Raw genomic sequence first — 18,877 nt, 5'->3', positions numbered from 1 at the left:
CGATGCGTCTCGCCAATCGTCTCACCGGCACTTTCGTCCCGCGACCGTTTTGGGTTGTCGGTCTAGCTGCGCTGTTCGTCATGTTATTGATCGGCGGGTGTGGTCAGTTGGCGTACCGTTTGGATCGGCGAGCTCCAACGCAGTACATTCCCAACCCGCTGGAATTGCCGCCGGCAAGCGACGCGTTTGTTTGGTCGCAAGTGATCGATACGGTCGACGACTATTTCCGTATCAAGAGTGAGCAACCGGTGCAGAACTCGCCCGCGATGGTACTCGATGGACGAGTCGAAACGTCCTACCAGGTCGGGGCCTCAATGGGCGAATTTTGGCGCAAAGACAGCACCGCGGGCTTTGAAGCACTGCACAGTTCGCTTCAATCGATTCGCCGCCAAGCCACCATCACCGTACGTCCGCGCGGCGCCGGCTACACCGTCGAAGTCATTGTGCTCAAGGATCTTGAGGACACCAACGCGACTCAGTTTGCGACCGAGACTACGGCATCAAGACGTCACGACGGGACGATTGTTCGACAACCCGAGACAGTCGTTGGCGGGGCGGGCAATGTCCCCCAGACCCTCGGGTGGATTTCCCTCGGTCGCGACACTTCATTGGAACAGAGGATTTTGAGGGATATTTTCCAAAGGGTGACGGAAAAAGACGGTCGACGTTCACACCTATAGCTTTTCTTGGAAACTAATCTTCGGCCTCCCTCGCGCCGATACCTACGCTGCCCGCAGGAGGCAACTGCATCGCCGTCAACGCACCGCGCAACGGCCGAATCGCAGCGAAGGATCGCTCCCTCTTTTCAACAACCGCATGATTGGGTTTTCCACACAAGCCGTTCCGTTCGACCAATTTTGTTGTCACGTCGAAAAGACCCTCTGTCACATCGGTGGCTTGGAGCCAGGGCAGTTTCCGATGACGCGCCGCAACGTCTCTCGCGGTGGTCAATCCTGCGGAATGTACTTTTGTGTTCATGGGCCGCGGAGTGTGAAATTAACCGCCGTCTACGATCATCAAAAGAAAATCACCATCTATTACGGCACCGACGGCGTTCGTCACACCAACGAGCCGATCAACGTTCGGCTGCCTTCTCTTCGGCAGCACTAAGCTTCAAATAACGCGGCGTTAATTCGAACGCGGAAACGAACGGTGGTTTGTCCGTGCGATGACCTTCCGCAATGCGGCGTCTCCAAGCGGCGATGCCAACGCCCCTCGCGACAAGAAAATTTTTGTCAAGAGTCAGGCTCACGCGATCACAGGAAATCGATGGCTCGGCGATCACGAGTGCCCCACGATCGGCCGCCTGGTTGACCTTCGCCGACCAATCCGTTCGATCGATCAGTTCAGCCTGTCCGTCAAAGTCTACGTTGCCGGAACCGTGGGCCGCGATGCCGACGTTTTCCGGGGCCGGGACGGTCGTTGGGGAAGACGCTGGTTCGGCGAACCCGAGCTCGTCGCGATCAAATTCCGCCGCGAAGACCTGGCCGCGATAAGCATTCAAACCGACTAGTGCACGCGAGGCGTCCTGGCTCAACAGGCCGGTGATTGCGATGGCGGATAAGGATCCGACCGGGATGATGGGCAGGTCCAGGGCATAGGCCAGCGTTTTGACGGTCGTCACCGCGATCCGTAATCCGGTAAAAGAGCCCGGGCCGATGGCGACCGAAATCATTTCCAGACGAATCATCTTCTGGCGGGTAAACTTCAACGCATCTTCGAGCTGGACCGCCAAATCAGCCGCGGCCCGGCGATCACCGCCGACGGGGCGTTCCCAAAGCGACTGTTCACCGCACAGCACGGCGATCGAACCGCCCTTGCCGATCGTTTCGAGGGCGAGATGGCAGGTCGAAGACACGGTGGAATTCTGAAAGTTTGAAGGATTCGTCATGCTGAAGTGCGACCGGCGTGGGATTGCCGTGAATTTTTGATTACCTTTACAATCTTCGATCCCGATACATTTTCACAGTCCCCGAAAATTTGCCCGTTCTCGTTCGGTAACTCCACCTCGTTCGGATAGTAAACACAGTGAAGCGAGCTCTGATCAGCGATATTCACGGAAATCTTGAAGCGCTGCTCGCGGTTCTTGAGGACATTGGCAACAATTCCGTTGACGAAATCTTTTGCCTTGGCGACATCATCGGCTATGGCCCCAATCCTTGCGAGTGCCTCGATCAGGTGATGCGACGCGCCCGCGTCACGATCTTGGGTAATCACGACCAGGCGGCCTTGTTCGATCCCGACGGGTTCAACCCGATGGCGTTGCAAGCGATTTATTGGACCCGCGATCAACTGGACAACGGCCCAGGCTCCGCCGCCCAAATCAATGGTCGATGGGACTTTCTGGGGGAACTGCCGCGTTATCACGATGACGATCAATTTAAGTTCGTCCACGGTTCGCCCCGGGATCCGACCAACGAATACGTCTTCCCGGAATACATTTACGATCAACGGAAGATGGAAATCTTGTTCGGCAAGGTTGGTCAGTATTGCTTCATGGGGCACACGCACTTGCCTGGCGTCTTTACGACGGACTGCGAGTTCATCCAGCCCGACGAGTGTGACTATGAGTACCAGCTCGGCGGTGAAAAAGCGATGATCAACGTTGGTAGCGTCGGCCAACCACGCGACGAAGACCCGCGTGCCTGCTATGTGATCCTTGACAAGGACGCCGCCGGTGGGCCCCTGGTCACCTTCCGCCGGGTCGAGTACGACATCGACACCACAGCGAACAAGATCTATGCCGAGCCGGACTTGTCCAACCAACTCGGTGACCGAATCAAATACGGCCGTTAAGACTCAGTGACACGCACCGCAATCCTCAGTGACATTCACGGCAACCTGACCGCGCTTTTGGCAGTGATGGAACACATTGAGACCCAAAATGTGGACCGCATCGTCTGTCTGGGAGACGTCGTCGGCTATGGCCCCAAGCCATGCGAATGCCTTGACCGAGTCATGAAGTTCGACTTTTGTGTTCTCGGTAACCACGACAGCAGCGCGATGTTTGACCCCGAGGGCTTTAATGCTGCCGCCGAGCAAGCGATCTTTTGGACGCGAACCCAGCTTGAAAACGCCGGCGGTGACGAACTGGCGGATGAGGACGGCATTACCCCGTCGCGACGCAGAATGAATTTTCTCTGCGGTCTGCCACGTACGGTCCGCGAAAGCAACACCTTGTTTGTTCACGGTTCGCCGCGCGGACCAACCAACGAATACGTGATGCCCGAGGATATTCAGAACAGCAAGAAAATGGAAAAGCTGTTTTCGCTCGTCCCCGGAATCTGCTTCCAGGGCCACACGCACGTCCCCGGTGTCTTTACCACCGACTCAAGATTCGTGCGGCCCGATGAAATTGACGGATCGTATGACATCAGCGATCCGGCACAACGTTTGATGATCAACGTTGGCAGTGTTGGCCAGCCCCGTGACCTTGACCCTCGCAGTTGTTACGTCGTTATGGACGAAGAGTCGATCACGTACCATCGCATCGAGTACGATATCGAAAAGACGGTGTCGCAAATCGAATCTGAGGCAGAGCTCGATAACTTCCTGGGTTACCGCCTCCGCGAAGGCCGCTAGTGTCGGTTCCCAAGCCGCTATTGGGGCGCAGGCCCGCGGCTGGCGCCGTCGGCTCCCGGGGGACGCTTTGGTTCCATTCATGCAGCGATCACGGCGTGAAAGGCGACGATCGCGTTTTGTCTGGCGAATCGTTCTTGCAACGCACGATCACTCGCAGCGCAACAAAAAACCGAACCCGCCATCGCTGGCGAGTTCGGCTTGATGCTTTTGCTTGCAGGGGAGGCCGCGTCGCGGGCGACCCGACCCGTTGGTTCTCGGTGGCTTACAGGAACTTGCCGATGCGAGCGACGAGGTCAGCGGTTCGGCTGCTGTAGCCCCATTCGTTGTCATACCAGCTAACCACCTTTGCCATCTTGTCGCCCAGGACTTGAGTGAAGTCCGCCGCGAAGATGCTGCTGTGTGGATCGTGGACAATGTCGCTGCTGACCAATGGGTCCGTTGCGTAGAACAGAATTCCCTTTAGCGGGCCTTCGGCGGCGGCTTTCACTGCGGCGTTGATGTCTTCAGCGGAAGCCGACTTGCCAAGGTTGACGGTCAAGTCGACGACGCTTCCGGTCGGGACGGGAACTCGCATCGCGATCCCGGTCAGCTTGCCTTGTAGCTCCGGAATCACCAATCCGACAGCCTTCGCGGCACCGGTCGAGGTGGGGATGATGTTCAACGCTGCCGCACGAGCGCGGTACAGGTCCTTGTGAGGTTGATCCTGGACGTTTTGGTCGTTCGTGTATGCGTGAACGGTGGTCATCAAGCCAGACTCGATGCCGAATTGTTCGTGCAGGACTTTGGCAACGGGGGCCAAGCAGTTGGTCGTGCATGACGCATTGCTGACGCACTTTTGGTCGGCGGTCAGTTGGTCGTCGTTGACACCCAAAACGCAGGTCAAGTCAGCGCCGTCTTTGGCGGGGGCGCTTAGGATGACGCGTTTGCAGCCCGCTTCGAGGTGGCTGTCGTAGCCGGGTTTATCGCCATCAGCGCGGGCGGTGAAAAAGCCGGTCGACTCGATCACGATGTCGATCTTGTTGTCGCCCCAAGGCAGTTTGCGTGGGTCACGCTCGGCCAAGGCAAGGATCTTCTTACCATTGACGGTCAACGACGTGTCGTCGTAGTCAACGTCGCCGTCGAATCGGCCGTGAATGCTGTCGTACTTCAGCAACGTTGCGAGGGTCTTGTTGTCAGTCAGGTCGTTCACTGCAACCACTTCGAACTCATCGCTGCGTTCCATGAGGTTGCGGAAAGTTAGTCGACCGATTCGGCCGAAGCCGTTGATTGCAACTCGAATAGCCACTTTGTTGATGACTCCTGGCGTTGCGGGCCCGGGCGCTGACGCTCGCTAGCCGAGTGACCAGTTCAAGCGAAATGACCGATGCCCGTTGGAGGGGACGGGAAATTTTTTGTTGTTAAGCAATGGTTGATATGATTCCCGACCACGATGACAACGGTGATGGGACGTCATGCGATAGCTCTCATCACATTTGTCCCGATGTCTCCGACACTCAGCTTGTTATCGATCGTCCTCGGGTCTGCTTCAGACGCCGCGATTATAGAAACACACCCCCATTTGCACCATGACCCAAGATTCGATGCCGCCGGATCGGTTGCGGCCCAACGGCGTCGCCCCGGGAACTTGGCGATATATTCATCAGCGGACGATCGCCCGCCACTACGACGACTTTGTGGAAGATACACCGCTCTGCAAGCTTGACCATGACTACGTGATCACCCACCTTGGCAAAGCGGCGGCGGCCCCCGGATCAGAAAAGAAATGTGAAACAAACTCGCCCCTGCTGCTCGACCTGGGGTGCGGGACCGGTCGGCTTGCCTTTCCCGCATGCGGACTAGGGTTCGATGTGCTCGCGATCGACCTCAGTCAGCACATGCTGATGCAGCTCGCCGAGCGAACCGCAACTGTACAAGGCACGATTGCATCGACTGCGACGGACAGTTCGGTTTATCCCCTACGCGCCAGCCTTGTTGAACTCGGCGGGATCCGAGACGAGATCGCCGATCACGCCGTTTGTATGTTCAGCACGCTCGGGATGATCGCCGGAAGGCAAAACCGTGTCGATTGCCTGCGACACATTCATCGAATTCTCCGTCCTGGCGGTAAGTTCCTGTTTCATGTCCATCGCCGCTGGGCCGCCTTGCGAGAACCCGGTGGCTTTAAACAGCTGACGCAAAGCTGGCTTCGAAGCCACCGTCAACGCGATGCCGACTTTGGTGATTGGACGTACGCCTACCGGGGACTGCCAAACATGTTCATGCACCGCTTTGATCAACATGAACTTCGCTACCTTGTCCGAGCCAGCGGCTTTCGGATTGATCGTTTAGATCGCATTAAGCTTGACGGAAGCGGTTTGACACAATCGCGTTGGAACAGCGGCGGCTACTTCGTTGTTTGTTCAAAACCGGACACTAAGGATTCGTTGTCCGCAAAGGCCTCGGCAAGTAAATGATTGAGCAGCCTTCGATCACGATTTTAGACGGGCCAATGGGAACGGAACTCGATCGCCGCGGGATCGACCTGCCTCCGCCGCTTTGGAGTGCGTCGGCCATCGCATCGGCGCCGCAAGCGATCGAGTCGATCCACCGCGATTACGCAAGCGCCGGCGCGAGCGTTCACACCGCTGCGACTTTTCGGACGCAGTCCCGATCGAGCGGCGCAGATTGGCAGCGACTCACCCGGCAAGCCATCGCAATCACACGGCGGTCCGTTCCGTCGCACCATCGCGTCGCAGGGAGCTTGGCACCCTTGGAAGACTGCTACCGTCCGGATCTTTCACCGGCGAACGTGTCTCACTCCCGTTCTTCTTGCCTGAGCGAGCATCGAGCCATGGCCGACTGCCTGGCGGAATTCGGCTGCGATCTAATTCTCTGTGAAACCTTTTCTCATGGTGGCGAAGCGATCATTGCAGTCAAGGCTGCGGTCGGGACCAGTGTCCCAACCTGGTTGGCATTGACCGCCGGATACGACGGAAGCTTGATGACGCCTGGCGAAATGTCCGAGATCGCCAAACGCGTCGAGCAATTCGGCGTTGACGCGATCCTCGTCAATTGCACACCGGCAACGCAAACACTTCGGTTTGTCGCCGCCCTCGCAAACGCAAACCTTTCGGTCCCGATCGGCGCCTACGCCAATGCGGGAAATCGCGACGAAGGAATCGGCTGGGAAGAGAGCGACAACGCAAATCAGGAAGATTCCGAAAGCGTCAAGCAATACGTTCAGCTAGCTCAGCAATGGTGCGATGCCGGGGCAACCATTCTCGGCGGATGTTGCGGCACCGGACCGGCCCACATCCGAGGGGTCTCGCGAATGCTCGAAGGTGATTCGGATGACTCCGGGGAGTACGGCTCCGGACCTTGAACGCGACATTCTTGAGCTCAACCGGCGTTCGGTGGCGTTCTAAGATTAGGCGAGCGTCACCCTTACAACTAAAAACTCGGTTGTGACCGATCGGCCGACAAGTGTTCGCCCCGGTTATTGCGGCACAAAGCTGGCAAACGCCATTGGGCTGATTCTAAAATTAAACTGGAACATGGCACGAGCAGATTTGCCAAGGTCGCTGCTGTCTGCTCGTCTGCTTTGTCTTTTCTCTGATCCGACTCCGGCAATCGAATCGAATGCACCAGAACGATTTCGCTGCATCCTCGACGAACCCAAACGGCGGTCGCTTGATGACCTGTGTGTTGGTCGCACTGGCTTTCGCGATCATTGGCGTACCAAGTGTCTGGGGCGAAGATCCGGATAACGAAACCGTCTTCCGTAATACGCTGCTGCCGCTGGTCCGTACGTATTGTTTGGATTGTCATGATCATGGCAGTGAAATCGATCTCGCGGTCGATTCTACTGCGGCCAGTTTAAGTGCCAACCGTTCGCGCTGGAACCAAGCGATCGCGCACCTGCGACTGGGCTCAATGCCGCCCGAAGACGGCCCCGAGATGGATGCCGAGACGCGGGCGCGGATGGTCCAAACGATTGACTCGTTGGCCAACGCCGTGAACTGCGTGCAAAACCCAAACGCAGGTCGTGTCGCACTTCGTCGATTAAACCGCACCGAGTATCGCAATACGATTCGTGACCTGACCGGCGTGGATTACAAGCCCGCCGACGACTTTTCCGGCGACGATGTCGGCTATGGTTTCGACAACATCGGTGATGTGCTTTCGTTGCCCCCGATCTTGATGGAAAAATATGTCGATGCCGCGATGGAGATTTCCGGCGAAGCGATCTATGCACCACCGCCGCCGGAAATCTTTGACATCCAACGGACGGCGTCCGCGTTGATCGGCGCGGAAAAATACCGAGGCACCGCGCCACTGGTGATGGCTTCGGCCGGTACCGTTGCCCTGCAAGTCGACCTTCCTTTTGGCGGCGAGTTCGAACTGACTCTCACTGCCGGCGGCGATCAAGGCGGCGACGAACCGGTCAAGATCGAAGTCAATTGGGGAGGAAAACCTAAGGTCATTGATGTCACCAGTGAAGACGCCGAAGACATCACGATTCCGCTTCGTTTAGGGCGTGGCCAGCGTAAGATTGAACTCAGTTTCATCAACGACTTTTACCAGGAGGGGGTTGTCGATCGAAACTTCCATCTTTACCACGTCAAACTCTCTGGGGCCCAGCGACGAAAGACGTACGTCGATCCGGAAAAGCTCCCCGCGAGTCATCGAAGGATCTTGTACGTCTCACCGTCACGCGACGTGAGTGAGTTGCAAGCAGCTCGCGCGGTGCTGGCCCGTTTCGCCAGCCGTGCCTTTCGTCGGCCGGTAAGCAAAAGTGAAGTCGAACGATTGGTCCGGTTGGTGAGCGACGTCCGCCAGGCCGGTGGTCTCTACGAAGACGCGATGCAAGTTGCGATCGCTAGCGTCCTTGTCTCGCCACACTTTCTATTCAAGATCGAGCGACCACGCACGCCGAATGACGACGGCGAGATGCCATCGATCAACAACTATGAACTGGCTACGCGGATTTCGTACTTTCTGTGGAGTAGCATGCCGGATGATGAGCTGTTGTCGATGGCACACCAAGGCACGATCCGCGACCGATCGCGGTTGCTACAAAAGATCGCTTCGATGATCCGCGACCGCCGCTCAAACCAGTTCGTCGACAATTTTGCGTCGCAGTGGCTTCAGCTGCGAAACCTCGAAACCGTCGATCCGGACACTCGGCTGTATCGTGGATTCGATAACGAAATTCGCACGCTTCTGTGGCGAGAAACGTTGACCTTCTTTGCCGGAGTGATGCGTGAAAATATGCCGGTGACGACTTTGCTCGATGCCGACTTCACCTATTTGAACGAACCCTTGGCCAAGTTCTACGGCATTCCCGGGGTCGAAGGCCAGGACTTCCGCAAGGTCTCTCTCGCCGGGACACCCCGCGGTGGTTTACTGACCCACGGAAGCGTCTTGACCGTGACCAGCAACCCGACACGGACCAGCCCGGTCAAGCGAGGCAAATGGGTGCTGGAGAATCTGCTGAACACGCCGCCACCCCCGGCACCGGCCGACGTCCCCGAATTGCCCCGTGGCAAACTGGCCGGAACATTGCGTGAACGATTGGAGCAGCATCGCGCGAACCCCGCCTGTGCGACTTGTCACAACATGATGGATCCGCTCGGGTTTGCATTGGAAAACTTCGACGCCGTCGGACGCTGGCGAAGCACCGATGGGGTCGACGAGATCAACGCGTCGGGCGTCTTCCCAGACGGCACAGCATTCAACGGAATCGACGACCTTCGGCGACTTCTAAGTACGCATCGCAAAGATGACTTTATCCGCGCGCTCGCCGAAAAGTTGTTGATTTATGCGATCGGCCGCGGAACCGAATACTACGACAAATGTGCCATCGATCAGATCGTCAGTGACTGCCATGCCGGTGGCGATCGCTTCGCATACTTGATCGTCGCGATCATCGAAAGCGATCCGTTTCAAAAACAAGGTTACCGAGAATAACGTCAGCGAGAATAGCGATGCCAAAAACCCTATCAAGACGAACGTTGTTGCGAGGTGCCGGTGTTTCGATCGGCCTGCCGCTACTAGAATCGATGTCACCGAATCGCCTGCTATCGGCGGCCGGTAAATCCAGTCAACCGCCATTGCGAATGGCGTTCTTTTATGTACCCAACGGGATGCACATGCCCGATTGGAAGCCAACCCAGGAAGGGTTCAAGTATCAACTGACGCCGACACTCGAACGAGTCGCCGATTACCGTGATCAGTTCAACGTGCTTAGCGGCTTGACCCTCGACGGGGCGCGCGCACACGGCGACGGAGGTGGTGACCATGCCCGTAGCGTCGCCGCGTTTCTGACCGGAGCCCATCCCCGAAAGACCAACGGTGCGGACATCCAAAACGGCATCTCGGTCGACCAAGCCACTGCCCAGTACGTCGGCGATCGCACGCCCTTTGCGTCACTCGAACTCGGACTCGAAGCAAGCGCGCAAGCGGGCAATTGCGACAGCGGATACAGCTGTGCGTATGCATCGAATTTGTCGTGGCGCGGCCCCACCAGCCCGATGGCCAAAGAGATCGATCCCGGCGCATTGTTCGATCGCTTGTTTGCCGGCCAGACCGTCAAGGAGACGAAGACCGCACTTTCGATCCGAGAGAAGTACCGCAAAAGCATCTTGGATTTTGCCCTCGAAGATGCCAAACGACTGCACCGCGTGTTGCCGACGGTCGACCAACGTAAACTTGACGAATACCTGTACGCCGTCCGTGACGTCGAAAAGCGACTCGGTGGCGCCGAGCGTTTGCGACTCACCGAAGATGGCGTCCCCGATTATCCCCGTCCGAGCGGCGTTCCCAAAGAACTCGAACAGCACAGCGACCTGATGATGGACATGGTCACACTGGCGTTTCAAACCGATAGCACTCGGATCCTGTCGTTCATGTTTACCAACGCAGGAAGCAACCGAAGCTACAAGCAAATCGACGTTAGTGAAGGCCATCACGAGCTTTCCCATCATGGCAAAAGCGAACACAAGCAAGCTCAAATTGCCAAGATCAACTGCTTTCATCTCGATCGGTTTGCCTACTTGCTCGGACGCCTGCGAAGTGTCCCCGAAGGCCGATCGAATCTACTCGACAACAGCTTGATCGTTTACGGAAGTGGTATCAGTGATGGCGACCGACACAACCACGACGACTTGCCAATCTTGTTGGCCGGATCCGGCGGCGGACGTATCAAGACCGGACGCCATGTGGCCTACAAAAACGGTACGCCGCTGTGCAATTTGTACCTCTGGATGATGCATCAAATGGGGGCTGACGCGAAAGCGTTTGGCGACAGTACCGGCCTGCTGTCACTCTCGTGAGTCGAGTGGCCCGGCGAAGTCTTCACGTCGCCTGACGGAATTGGCGGTAAAGGCGATCGAAATCGTCAACCATTTGAAATAGAAGGCATTTCGCGCACCCGCCCACTTTCGTTTATGATTGGAGGCGTTCGGTTAAGTTCAACCTTTCGCTTTTGATCTCAATATGCACCCACTCCCGATTGCGTCGAAGTCCATCGCGCTGCTTTGTGTTGGCTTTTTAGCCATTCAGCAACTTCACGCCGAAGACTGGCAACAATTCCGTGGTCCGACCGGCCAGGGAACCACTTCACTGATCGGCATGCCCACCCAGTGGGACGTGACGAAGGAAACAGCCTGGACATTCGACGATCCCGGCAAAGGTTGGTCGTCTCCGGTCGTCCTTAACGATCGCATTTATCTGACCACGGCCGTTCCTGTTGGCGAAGAAACGGTCGCCAGCGAAGGCAAATTTTCGCGTCGGGTGAACAACCCGTTTTCGCTCGAAGTGTTTTGCTTGGACGAAAAAACCGGCTCTGTGATTTGGTCGACACCGATCGCCGAAGTTCCCGCTAAAGTCTCTATCCACCCCAAGAATTCTCATGCCAGCGCCACCCCGATCGTAACGAAGGATCGGCTTTATGTTCACTTTGGAATCTATGCGACCGCTGCGTTGGACCTCGACGGAAACATCGTTTGGCAGCGTGACGTCAAGTTTAAGCCCGTACATGGCTGCGGCGGTTCGCCGGTGCTTTATCAAGACCTGTTGATCTTTCACTGCGATGGTGGCGATCAGGCGTTTGTGATCGCGCTCGACAAAGCCACCGGAGAAACCCGTTGGCAAACCGAACGTTCTGTCGCCGCCGAGCGATCGTTTTCATTCTCAACCCCACTCGTGATTGAAACGGAATCCGGCGACCGGCTGATTAGCCCGGCAAGTGACGCGGTTTATGCCTATGATCCAAAAACCGGCGAAGAAAAATGGCAGGTGCGTTATCCCGAAAAGTGGTCGATCGTTCCTCGTCCGGTATATGCCGACGGATTGATCTTGGTCTGCACCGGATACGAAGGCAAAGCAGAATTGCTGGCGATACGTCCCGGAGGATCTGGCGATGTCACCGAGACACATGTCGCTTGGCGGAATGCCAAGTTCGTACCCTACAATCCGTCCCCGGTCGTTGCCGGCAAGATGATCTTCACCGTTAGCGACGACGGGATCGCAAGCTGTCGAAGCCTCTCTGACGGGGAGATCATTTGGAAAGAGCGATTGGGCGGAAATTATTCTGCGTCACCTTTTCTTGCCGACGGCAAACTTTACTTTCTCTCCGAAGACGGTGACTGCACGATCATCAAAGCTTCCGAGACGTTTGAAGAAGTCGCCAAAAATAAAGTTGACGAACGGACGTTGGCATCGATGGTCCCGGTCAACGGTGGCCTTCTCCTGCGAACGGCTGAACATCTCTATCGAATCGACTAAGCCTTCGTGATCGAAATCGAAATCCACGCCCGCCCCAACGCTGCCAAAAACCATGTTGGCGGCGAACATGACGGGCGATTGCGAGTCAGCGTGACCGCCGCGCCCGATAAAGGCAAAGCGAATAAGGCGATTCAAAAGCTGCTTGCCAAAACCCTTTCGATCGCACCCTCAGCAATCGAATTGATCGGTGGTGCGACGTCACGCAAGAAACGGTTTCGAATCGACGTCAGCTCCGAAGTGGAGCGACGTCTTAAAACCGAGCTCGAACGTGTGCGATCGCTCTGACCGAACAAGTTTGATGTTCTACCGCCTCCCCGTTCGTGGCACGCCGCGACAACGTCACACATAAGCCTAAACCAGCACCGGTGGTACAGCATGTCCAAGGATGAATTCGCCATTTCAATCGATGACGTCCGAGATGCCCACCAACGCATCGCACCTCATGTGCTTCGCACACCCAGCCTGTTTTCCGAACGGCTCTCAAGCGAACTCGGCTGCGAACTATTCTTCAAAGCCGAAAACTTGCAACACATTGGCGCCTTTAAAGCTCGTGGCGCGATCAATGCCGTGCTGCAACTCAACGATGCCGATGCCGCTCGTGGCGTTGTCACCCATTCTTCAGGCAATCACGCCGCCGCACTCGCCCGGGCAGCCAAAATTCGTGGGATCAAAGCCCACATCGTCATGCCGCGTAACTCGTCACCGACAAAGATCGCATCGGTGCAAAGCTTTGGAATCGAGCCGATCTATTCCGAACCCGATTCGGCGAGCCGCGAGGCAAAAGCGCTCGAAGTCCAGTCGCAGACCGGTGCGACGATGGTGCACCCCTACGACAATGCCAACGTCATGGCCGGTCAAGGCACCGTGGCCTTGGAGATCATTGATCAAGTTCGCGATGCCGGCGTGGTCTTAGTGCCCGTCGGCGGCGGCGGCTTACTGTCGGGAATGTTGGTCGCGATCAAATCGCTGCGTCCTAACATCAAAGTCATCGCGGTCGAACCGGCTCTGGCGGATGACGCAGCTCGGTCACTGCAAAGTGGCGAGCGTCAAATGCCAACACGCTATGACACGATCGCCGATGGACTCCGGACGTCACTTGGCGAGCTAACATTCCCAGTCATTCGACACTTCTTGGACGACATCCTCTTGGTTGGTGAAGACGATATCCGCGCCGCAACGCGTGAACTTTCCGAGCGTGTCCACTTGGTCGCCGAGCCTTCTGGCGCCGTCGCTTTTGCTGGCCTGCGTTCCAATCGTGATCGATTCCAAGGCCAGCGAGTCGTCGCCGTGATCTCCGGCGGGAACATCGATTTTAATGGCTGCCGGTTGGGGCAATCGTGAACTAATTTGCGACCAGATCATTAATTCGGATCAAGCATCGAAGTGCTGGGCGATTTTTCCCTTCAGAAAATCGACACTGCGGCGCAATTGATCCATCCCGTCGACGCCGTCTTCGATGCTGATCCAGTTGTCGAAACCTTTCGACCTTAGCTCCCGAAAGATCGCATCGTAATCATTCAGGCCTTTGCCGATTTCGCCATGTCGGAGTCGTTTCGCGTAGCCTTCGGCGCCATCTTCCTCGGTTCGCAGGTCTTCGATCGTTCCTTCGGCCAAGTAGCGATCACTCGCATGCATTGTCACGACGCGATCCGAGACACGCCTTAATAGCTCTAGCGGATCCTCTCCGGCGAGATAGGTATTTGAAGGGTCGTAATTGACACCGAAGTTGGGGTGGTCGATGCGTTCGACCAACTGGCAAAACACATCCATCTTTTGGGCGAATTCGGGGTACAACCAAAAGTCGTCTTTGTAATGATTCTCCAGAATCAGAGTGATGCCGCGTTCGGTCGCGTAGGGCAAGCACGCTTCGATGCAATCGGCAGCGAGATTAATACCTTCGTCGACCGACAATTCCGGACGCCGCTGACCGCTGAGTACACGGCAGTAACCACCGCCGAGGACACTGGTCATGTCGATCCAACGTTTCTGTTTTTCGATCTCGGTTTTGCGAAAGTCTGAATCGGGATGCGTGAAGTCGGGGGAGCAGCACATCATCGGGATGACTTTGCCCGTGTCTTCGACCATCGAGCGAAAGGTAGGCCAATTGGATTCATCCTCCATTTCTAAAAATCCCGCATACCATTCCAAACCGTCCACTTGTAGGTCGGCGGCGAGTTGAATCCATTCGGCGACCGTCATGCTGCCGTCTTTGCACAGCGCGGTCATAAAAGCTTTGGGAAAGGCAGCGAGTTTCGGCATTGGAGTTTTTGAATCTAGATCAATCTTGAGAGGGAATATGCGTTCGATGTCTTTGCCGACGTTGCCTTTCAACAATCGGGTATTCGACGTTGGTGGTTGGCGTACCCAACGCTTTGGTCGAGCTTCAGTCTTAGACTGGCTTCAATACGCTTTTGACGACGGCGCCGGAGTGCATCTGTTCGAACGCATCATGCCATTGATCGATGGCCCAGACACCGCCGATGATCGGCCGGACGTCCAGTGTACCGCTGCTGAGCAATGCCAGCACGCGTTCCCAGATTGGCCAATTGTGGCTAAAGCTGCCCTGCAGTGTGACGTTCTTCTGAACAAGCGGATCCAGATTAAATCCCAAAGGCTGCGGCCCCCAACCGACCTTACTGATCCAACCGGCCGGCCGGACCAAGTCGATTGCGATCTTGAGCGTTGCACTGGCACCGGCGGCATCAATCACACCGTCACAACCTAGGCCATCGCGTTGCCTAGCCCAGTCGCTTGCGTCCCCAACGATCGTTTCACAACCATACGCTTCGCTGGCAATTTTCAATCGGTTCGCATCTTGGGGCAGTCCCACCAAGGCGACTTCGGCACCACACAGCCGAGCGATCGCGGCACAAAGGATCCCGATCGTTCCAGGCCCCAGAACCATGACGCGATCACCGGGCTCGATCCGAGCATTCTTGACGACGGCGTTGTAGGCAACACAACACGGTTCGGTCAAACAAGCTTGCTCGAACGGTACATTCTCGGGGACACGATGCAAAATCCTCGAGGGCACACGCACGTAACGTGTCATCGCTCCGTCGACTCCATAGCCGAATCCTTTCCGTGTCGAATCCAAGTTGTATAACCCGCGCCGCGTCATCGGATTGTCGGCAGAAATGATCGCGGCGGTTTCCGAAACGACGCGTTGACCTTCGTCCCATCCGACCACTTCGCGGCCGACACTGACAATCGTTCCACCGAACTCATGACCAAGAATCACCGGATAATTGACCGGCCATGAGTGATCGGCAGTCCATTGATGAAGGTCGCTTCCACAGACACCGACGTTGGCCACTTCGAGCAAGACATCGTGCGCTCCGAACTCGGGCGTTTCGACATCGCGGACTTCGACCGAACCTTTCTCGGGAGCATAATTGACAACGGCGGGAGACTTCATGGGAGGCACTTCGGTGGGGGAGGGGAGAAACGAAAGCGGTGCTGTCGTTGTTAGTCGCGGTCGACTTCTTGGGAATGAACGGCATCGCAAATCAGACGCAAACTTGATTCCAAATCCCCATCGGCCGTCTTGAAAGCATCGGCATCGATCGTCAGTGGCGCGCCCAGCACTACCAGGGGTGCACCGTAACGTGGGCATTCGATCGCTTGTTCGAGCGACAATCCGCCGACCGCTTGGACCGGCACCTTGACCGCCTCGACGACCTCACGAAGTTGATCAAGTGGGCTCGGCATCCGTTGTCCGGCCGCCGCGATTCCACGTCGCTCGTCATAACCAATGTGATGGATGATGAAGTCACACCCCAGGTCTTCCAGCCATCGCGCCCCATCGACCATGCTTTCGCTGACCATGTTATCGCCCATGACTTGAACACCAAAGTCGGCGCCGGCCTTGACGACACACTTTACCGTCTCGGCATGCGCCCTCGCCATTACGACGACATGTGTCGCGCCTGCTTTCGCCATCATCTCCGCTTCCAGGTAGCCACCATCCATCGTTTTCAAATCGGCAACGATCGGTGTTTCGGGAAAGGCTTTGCGTAACTCACGGACGCCATGCAAGCCTTCGGCAAGGATCAATGGGGTACCGGCTTCCAACCAATCTACACCCGCACGCATCGCGATTGCCGCGGTTTCGAGTGCTTCGTCGATGTTGGTCAAGTCGAGCGAGATCTGAACAATCGGTTTCATCTTGGTAGGAATGGTTGAAAGGCTGGTAACGAGATTGAGCGGTCGCGTCGACACTCGCTGGTTTGACGACTCAGGTTGCGAGGATCAATCACTATCCGAAGTGTCAGATTGGAGGGGCGCTGTTTTCGCGGAAGGAATGGTGACGTAATTAGGTTTACGACCTGGGGACGAACATCAGTGTTGCGTCAACATCCGGAATGTGGATTCGCCAAATAGCGTTAGACACGGTTTCCGTGCAATCAGCGGAGTCAACGCCTGCCGGCTGAGTAGCTGAACCCAAACGTTTGGTCTAGAGGGAATCAAAGGTAGGTTACCGCGTATGCTAACACGCCTTTCGCATCCCGTGGAACGGGATCGATTACAATCCAGCGTTCGGATTCGCACTCCCACCATCATTCCCCCAATGGACGCCCGGATCATGACCGAGAAAAATCGACGCGACGTGCTCAAGTCCACCGCCGTCGCCACCGCAGCCACCTTTGCCGCCCCGGCGATCGTTCGTGGACGCAATTTGAATGACAAAATTCGCGTCGCCATTGTCGGAATGGGCGGTCGAGCCCGCGCGCACGCCGAAAGCTTGGTCGAACTGGAAAACGAGTCCGATGTCGGCGTTGAATTCGCCGGTGTCTGTGATTGCGACGAAGCAAAACGCAAGAGCGCCGAACTGGTTTGGAGTCAAAAGAGCGGTCATGCGATCAAGACTTATGATGACATGCGACGCGTTTTGGACGATAAGAATATCGACGCGGTCACCTTCGCGACTCCCAACCATTGGCACTCGCTCAACGCGATCTGGGGATGCCAAGCCGGCAAAGATGTGTATGTGGAGAAACCGGGTTCACACAATATCTTTGAAGGCCGGAAAATGGTCGAAGCGGCGCGCAAGTATGACCGCATCGTCCAACACGGAACTCAGTGTCGTTCGTCACCGAACATCATCGAAGGGATCACAAAGCTACACGAAGGCGTGATCGGCGAAGTCTACTTCGCCCGCGGTATCGCCTATAAAATCCGTGGCAACCTCGGTCAACATGCCCCGCGTCCGGTTCCCGATGGGCTGGACTGGGACGCTTGGTGTGGCCCCGCACCGGTGCACGAATTCAGTAACTTTCAACATCGGCGTTGGCACTGGATCTGGGATTACGGGAACGGCGAAATCGGCAATCAAGGCGTCCATCAAATGGACATCTTGCGTTGGGGGTTGAAACTGGATGACCATCCGGTGCAAGTCTCTTCGGTTGGGACGAACTACATGCAAGAGAAAGTCCATCAAAGTAGCGCGGAGACGCCCGGCGTGTTGTCCACTTCGCTGAAATGGGCGAATGGCCAAATGGTCGAATTCGAAGTCCGCGATTGGTACACCAACGCCGAAGCGGGCTTTCGTGACACCTACCCGTTTGTCCAAAAAGACTTCCCCGTCGGAGCTATCTTTCTGGGATCGGAAGGAACGATGATCATTCCCGATTATTCGAGCTTCTACACGTTTTTGGGCCGGAAGCGTGAACCGGGACCGAGCGCGTTTGAGGAAGGAAGTCCGATTTCCAACCTGCCACACTTCCGAAATTGGGCGATGGCGGTCCGGTCGAGACGTCGCGAAGATTTGACCGCCGAGATTGAGCAGGGGCACAAGTCTTCCGCCCTCTGCCACCTTGCCAACATCGCCTACCGAGTCGACAGGACTGTTCAGTTCGATCCGCACAAGGAGCAGATCCTGGGGGATGATCAAGCGGCCGCGCTGCTAACGCGTCCCGAACGCGAAGGCTACGCCGTACCCCAAGAGGTCTAAAGCAACAGTGCGTCTTGTTCGATTTTTCACCTTCCCACAGGGGAGGTCGGACGCTTAAGCGGCCGGGTGGGGAGGTCAGTATGGAACAAGAGGGACTGAAAAATGAAACGCAGAACATCCAAACAAACGCAACGAGCCAAGGAACTGCGTCAAAACCAAACATCCGCCGAGGGCCTTCTTTGGAGTGTCCTAAGAGGCAAGCAACTATGCGAACTGAAGTTCCGACGCCAACATCCAATCGGACGCTACTTCGCTGATTTCGCCTGTGTTTCAGAACACCTGATTATAGAACTAGATGGCGAATACCATGACCAACAACAAGAGCGAGATCTAGCACGTCAGCAAGAACTTGCCGACCAGGGATGGGACGTCATTCGTTTTGCAAATGATGACGTGCTGAACGGGATCGATTCCGTGTTGGTCGCGATCTCAGCCCACCTGGGCATTCCTTTCAGCCATCGATCAAGAAGCGGGGACCTTGGTGGAATGCTTGGTAAGCAGGACCCTAATTACCTTGGCCCCACCCGGCCGCTCAAGCGTCCGACCTCCCCACAGGGGAGGTGAAGAGGACAGTCT

General features: G+C 56.4%; 18 protein-coding genes. 13 read left to right on the top strand and 5 right to left on the bottom strand.

What is annotated here, in order from left to right; genetic code table 11:
- Positions 1-2 precede the first annotated feature (2 nt).
- Together FYC48_RS15720 and FYC48_RS15715 are read left to right on the top strand one after the other, a co-directional pair.
- On the top strand, positions 3-680 hold the full coding sequence (locus tag FYC48_RS15720) for a hypothetical protein (RefSeq protein ID WP_230779677.1): 678 nt from the start codon (positions 3-5) through the stop codon (positions 678-680).
- Between the two features lie 136 nt (positions 681-816).
- Positions 817-1,110, top strand: a complete 294-nt coding sequence (locus tag FYC48_RS15715) for a hypothetical protein (RefSeq protein WP_149497661.1) — start codon at positions 817-819, stop codon at positions 1,108-1,110.
- Here the strand turns inward: FYC48_RS15715 and tsaB are convergent.
- The gene (tsaB, locus tag FYC48_RS15710; protein ID WP_160149557.1) at positions 1,076-1,858 is read right to left on the bottom strand and encodes a tRNA (adenosine(37)-N6)-threonylcarbamoyltransferase complex dimerization subunit type 1 TsaB; all 783 of its coding nucleotides are present in this window, start codon (positions 1,856-1,858) and stop codon (positions 1,076-1,078) included. The genes FYC48_RS15715 and tsaB overlap by 35 nt on opposite strands.
- A 170-nt stretch (positions 1,859-2,028) precedes the next feature.
- Here tsaB and FYC48_RS15705 point away from each other — a divergent pair, with 170 nt between their 5' ends.
- Positions 2,029-2,796, top strand: coding sequence for a metallophosphoesterase family protein (locus FYC48_RS15705; protein ID WP_149497659.1), 768 nt, complete (start codon positions 2,029-2,031; stop codon positions 2,794-2,796).
- Between the two features lie 6 nt (positions 2,797-2,802).
- Positions 2,803-3,582 carry a metallophosphoesterase family protein gene (locus FYC48_RS15700; RefSeq protein WP_149497658.1) on the top strand — a complete coding sequence of 260 codons (780 nt, stop codon included), beginning with the start codon at positions 2,803-2,805 and terminating at the stop codon, positions 3,580-3,582.
- 262 nt (positions 3,583-3,844) lie between these two features.
- On the opposite strand, the gene gap is transcribed toward FYC48_RS15700, so the two are convergent.
- A complete protein-coding gene (gene gap / locus FYC48_RS15695) occupies positions 3,845-4,867 on the bottom strand; it encodes a type I glyceraldehyde-3-phosphate dehydrogenase (RefSeq protein WP_149497657.1) in 1,023 nt (340 codons plus the stop codon).
- Positions 4,868-5,147: 280 nt separating this feature from the next.
- Here gap and FYC48_RS15690 point away from each other — a divergent pair, with 280 nt between their 5' ends.
- The 7 genes from FYC48_RS15690 (at position 5,148) to FYC48_RS15660 (ending at position 13,689) form a co-directional block, all read left to right on the top strand.
- Positions 5,148-6,035 (top strand): class I SAM-dependent methyltransferase, encoded by an 888-nt coding sequence (locus tag FYC48_RS15690; protein WP_149497656.1) that lies wholly within the window; start codon positions 5,148-5,150, stop codon positions 6,033-6,035.
- Complete coding sequence (locus FYC48_RS15685) at positions 6,032-6,943, top strand: homocysteine S-methyltransferase family protein (protein ID WP_149497655.1); 912 nt, start codon at positions 6,032-6,034, stop codon at positions 6,941-6,943. Before FYC48_RS15690 ends, FYC48_RS15685 begins: the two co-directional genes overlap by 4 nt.
- Before the next feature lie 257 nt (positions 6,944-7,200).
- Positions 7,201-9,531, top strand: coding sequence for a DUF1592 domain-containing protein (locus tag FYC48_RS15680; RefSeq protein ID WP_149497654.1), 2,331 nt, complete (start codon positions 7,201-7,203; stop codon positions 9,529-9,531).
- Between the two features lie 17 nt (positions 9,532-9,548).
- Positions 9,549-10,895, top strand: a complete 1,347-nt coding sequence (locus tag FYC48_RS15675) for a DUF1552 domain-containing protein (protein WP_149497653.1) — start codon at positions 9,549-9,551, stop codon at positions 10,893-10,895.
- 163 nt (positions 10,896-11,058) lie between these two features.
- The gene (locus FYC48_RS15670; RefSeq protein ID WP_149497652.1) at positions 11,059-12,348 is read left to right on the top strand and encodes a PQQ-binding-like beta-propeller repeat protein; all 1,290 of its coding nucleotides are present in this window, start codon (positions 11,059-11,061) and stop codon (positions 12,346-12,348) included.
- A gap of 6 nt (positions 12,349-12,354) precedes the next feature.
- Positions 12,355-12,633, top strand: coding sequence for a DUF167 domain-containing protein (locus FYC48_RS15665; RefSeq protein ID WP_149497651.1), 279 nt, complete (start codon positions 12,355-12,357; stop codon positions 12,631-12,633).
- Between the two features lie 90 nt (positions 12,634-12,723).
- Positions 12,724-13,689: a threonine ammonia-lyase gene (locus FYC48_RS15660; RefSeq protein WP_149497650.1), complete on the top strand. Its 966-nt coding sequence runs from the start codon at positions 12,724-12,726 to the stop codon at positions 13,687-13,689.
- A 30-nt stretch (positions 13,690-13,719) separates the two neighbouring features.
- On the opposite strand, the gene FYC48_RS15655 is transcribed toward FYC48_RS15660, so the two are convergent.
- The 3 genes from FYC48_RS15655 to FYC48_RS15645 form a co-directional block, all read right to left on the bottom strand.
- A complete protein-coding gene (locus tag FYC48_RS15655) occupies positions 13,720-14,607 on the bottom strand; it encodes a sugar phosphate isomerase/epimerase family protein (protein ID WP_149497649.1) in 888 nt (295 codons plus the stop codon).
- 130 nt (positions 14,608-14,737) lie between these two features.
- On the bottom strand, positions 14,738-15,766 hold the full coding sequence (locus FYC48_RS15650; protein WP_149497648.1) for a zinc-binding dehydrogenase: 1,029 nt from the start codon (positions 15,764-15,766) through the stop codon (positions 14,738-14,740).
- 50 nt (positions 15,767-15,816) lie between these two features.
- On the bottom strand, positions 15,817-16,515 hold the full coding sequence (locus FYC48_RS15645) for an orotidine 5'-phosphate decarboxylase / HUMPS family protein (protein ID WP_149497647.1): 699 nt from the start codon (positions 16,513-16,515) through the stop codon (positions 15,817-15,819).
- A gap of 403 nt (positions 16,516-16,918) precedes the next feature.
- Between FYC48_RS15645 and FYC48_RS15640 the strand changes: the two genes are divergently transcribed.
- Positions 16,919-18,301 (top strand): Gfo/Idh/MocA family protein, encoded by a 1,383-nt coding sequence (locus tag FYC48_RS15640; RefSeq protein ID WP_160149556.1) that lies wholly within the window; start codon positions 16,919-16,921, stop codon positions 18,299-18,301.
- 102 nt (positions 18,302-18,403) lie between these two features.
- Entirely contained in the window at positions 18,404-18,865 is a 462-nt protein-coding gene (locus FYC48_RS15635) for an endonuclease domain-containing protein (protein ID WP_149497645.1), read from the top strand.
- Positions 18,866-18,877 lie beyond the last annotated feature (12 nt).

The organism is Roseiconus lacunae (genome assembly GCF_008312935.1).
Classification (GTDB): domain Bacteria; phylum Planctomycetota; class Planctomycetia; order Pirellulales; family Pirellulaceae; genus Stieleria; species Stieleria lacunae.
Note: the sequence above shows the minus strand (reverse complement) of the source record. Positions and strands in the feature narration are given on the sequence as shown.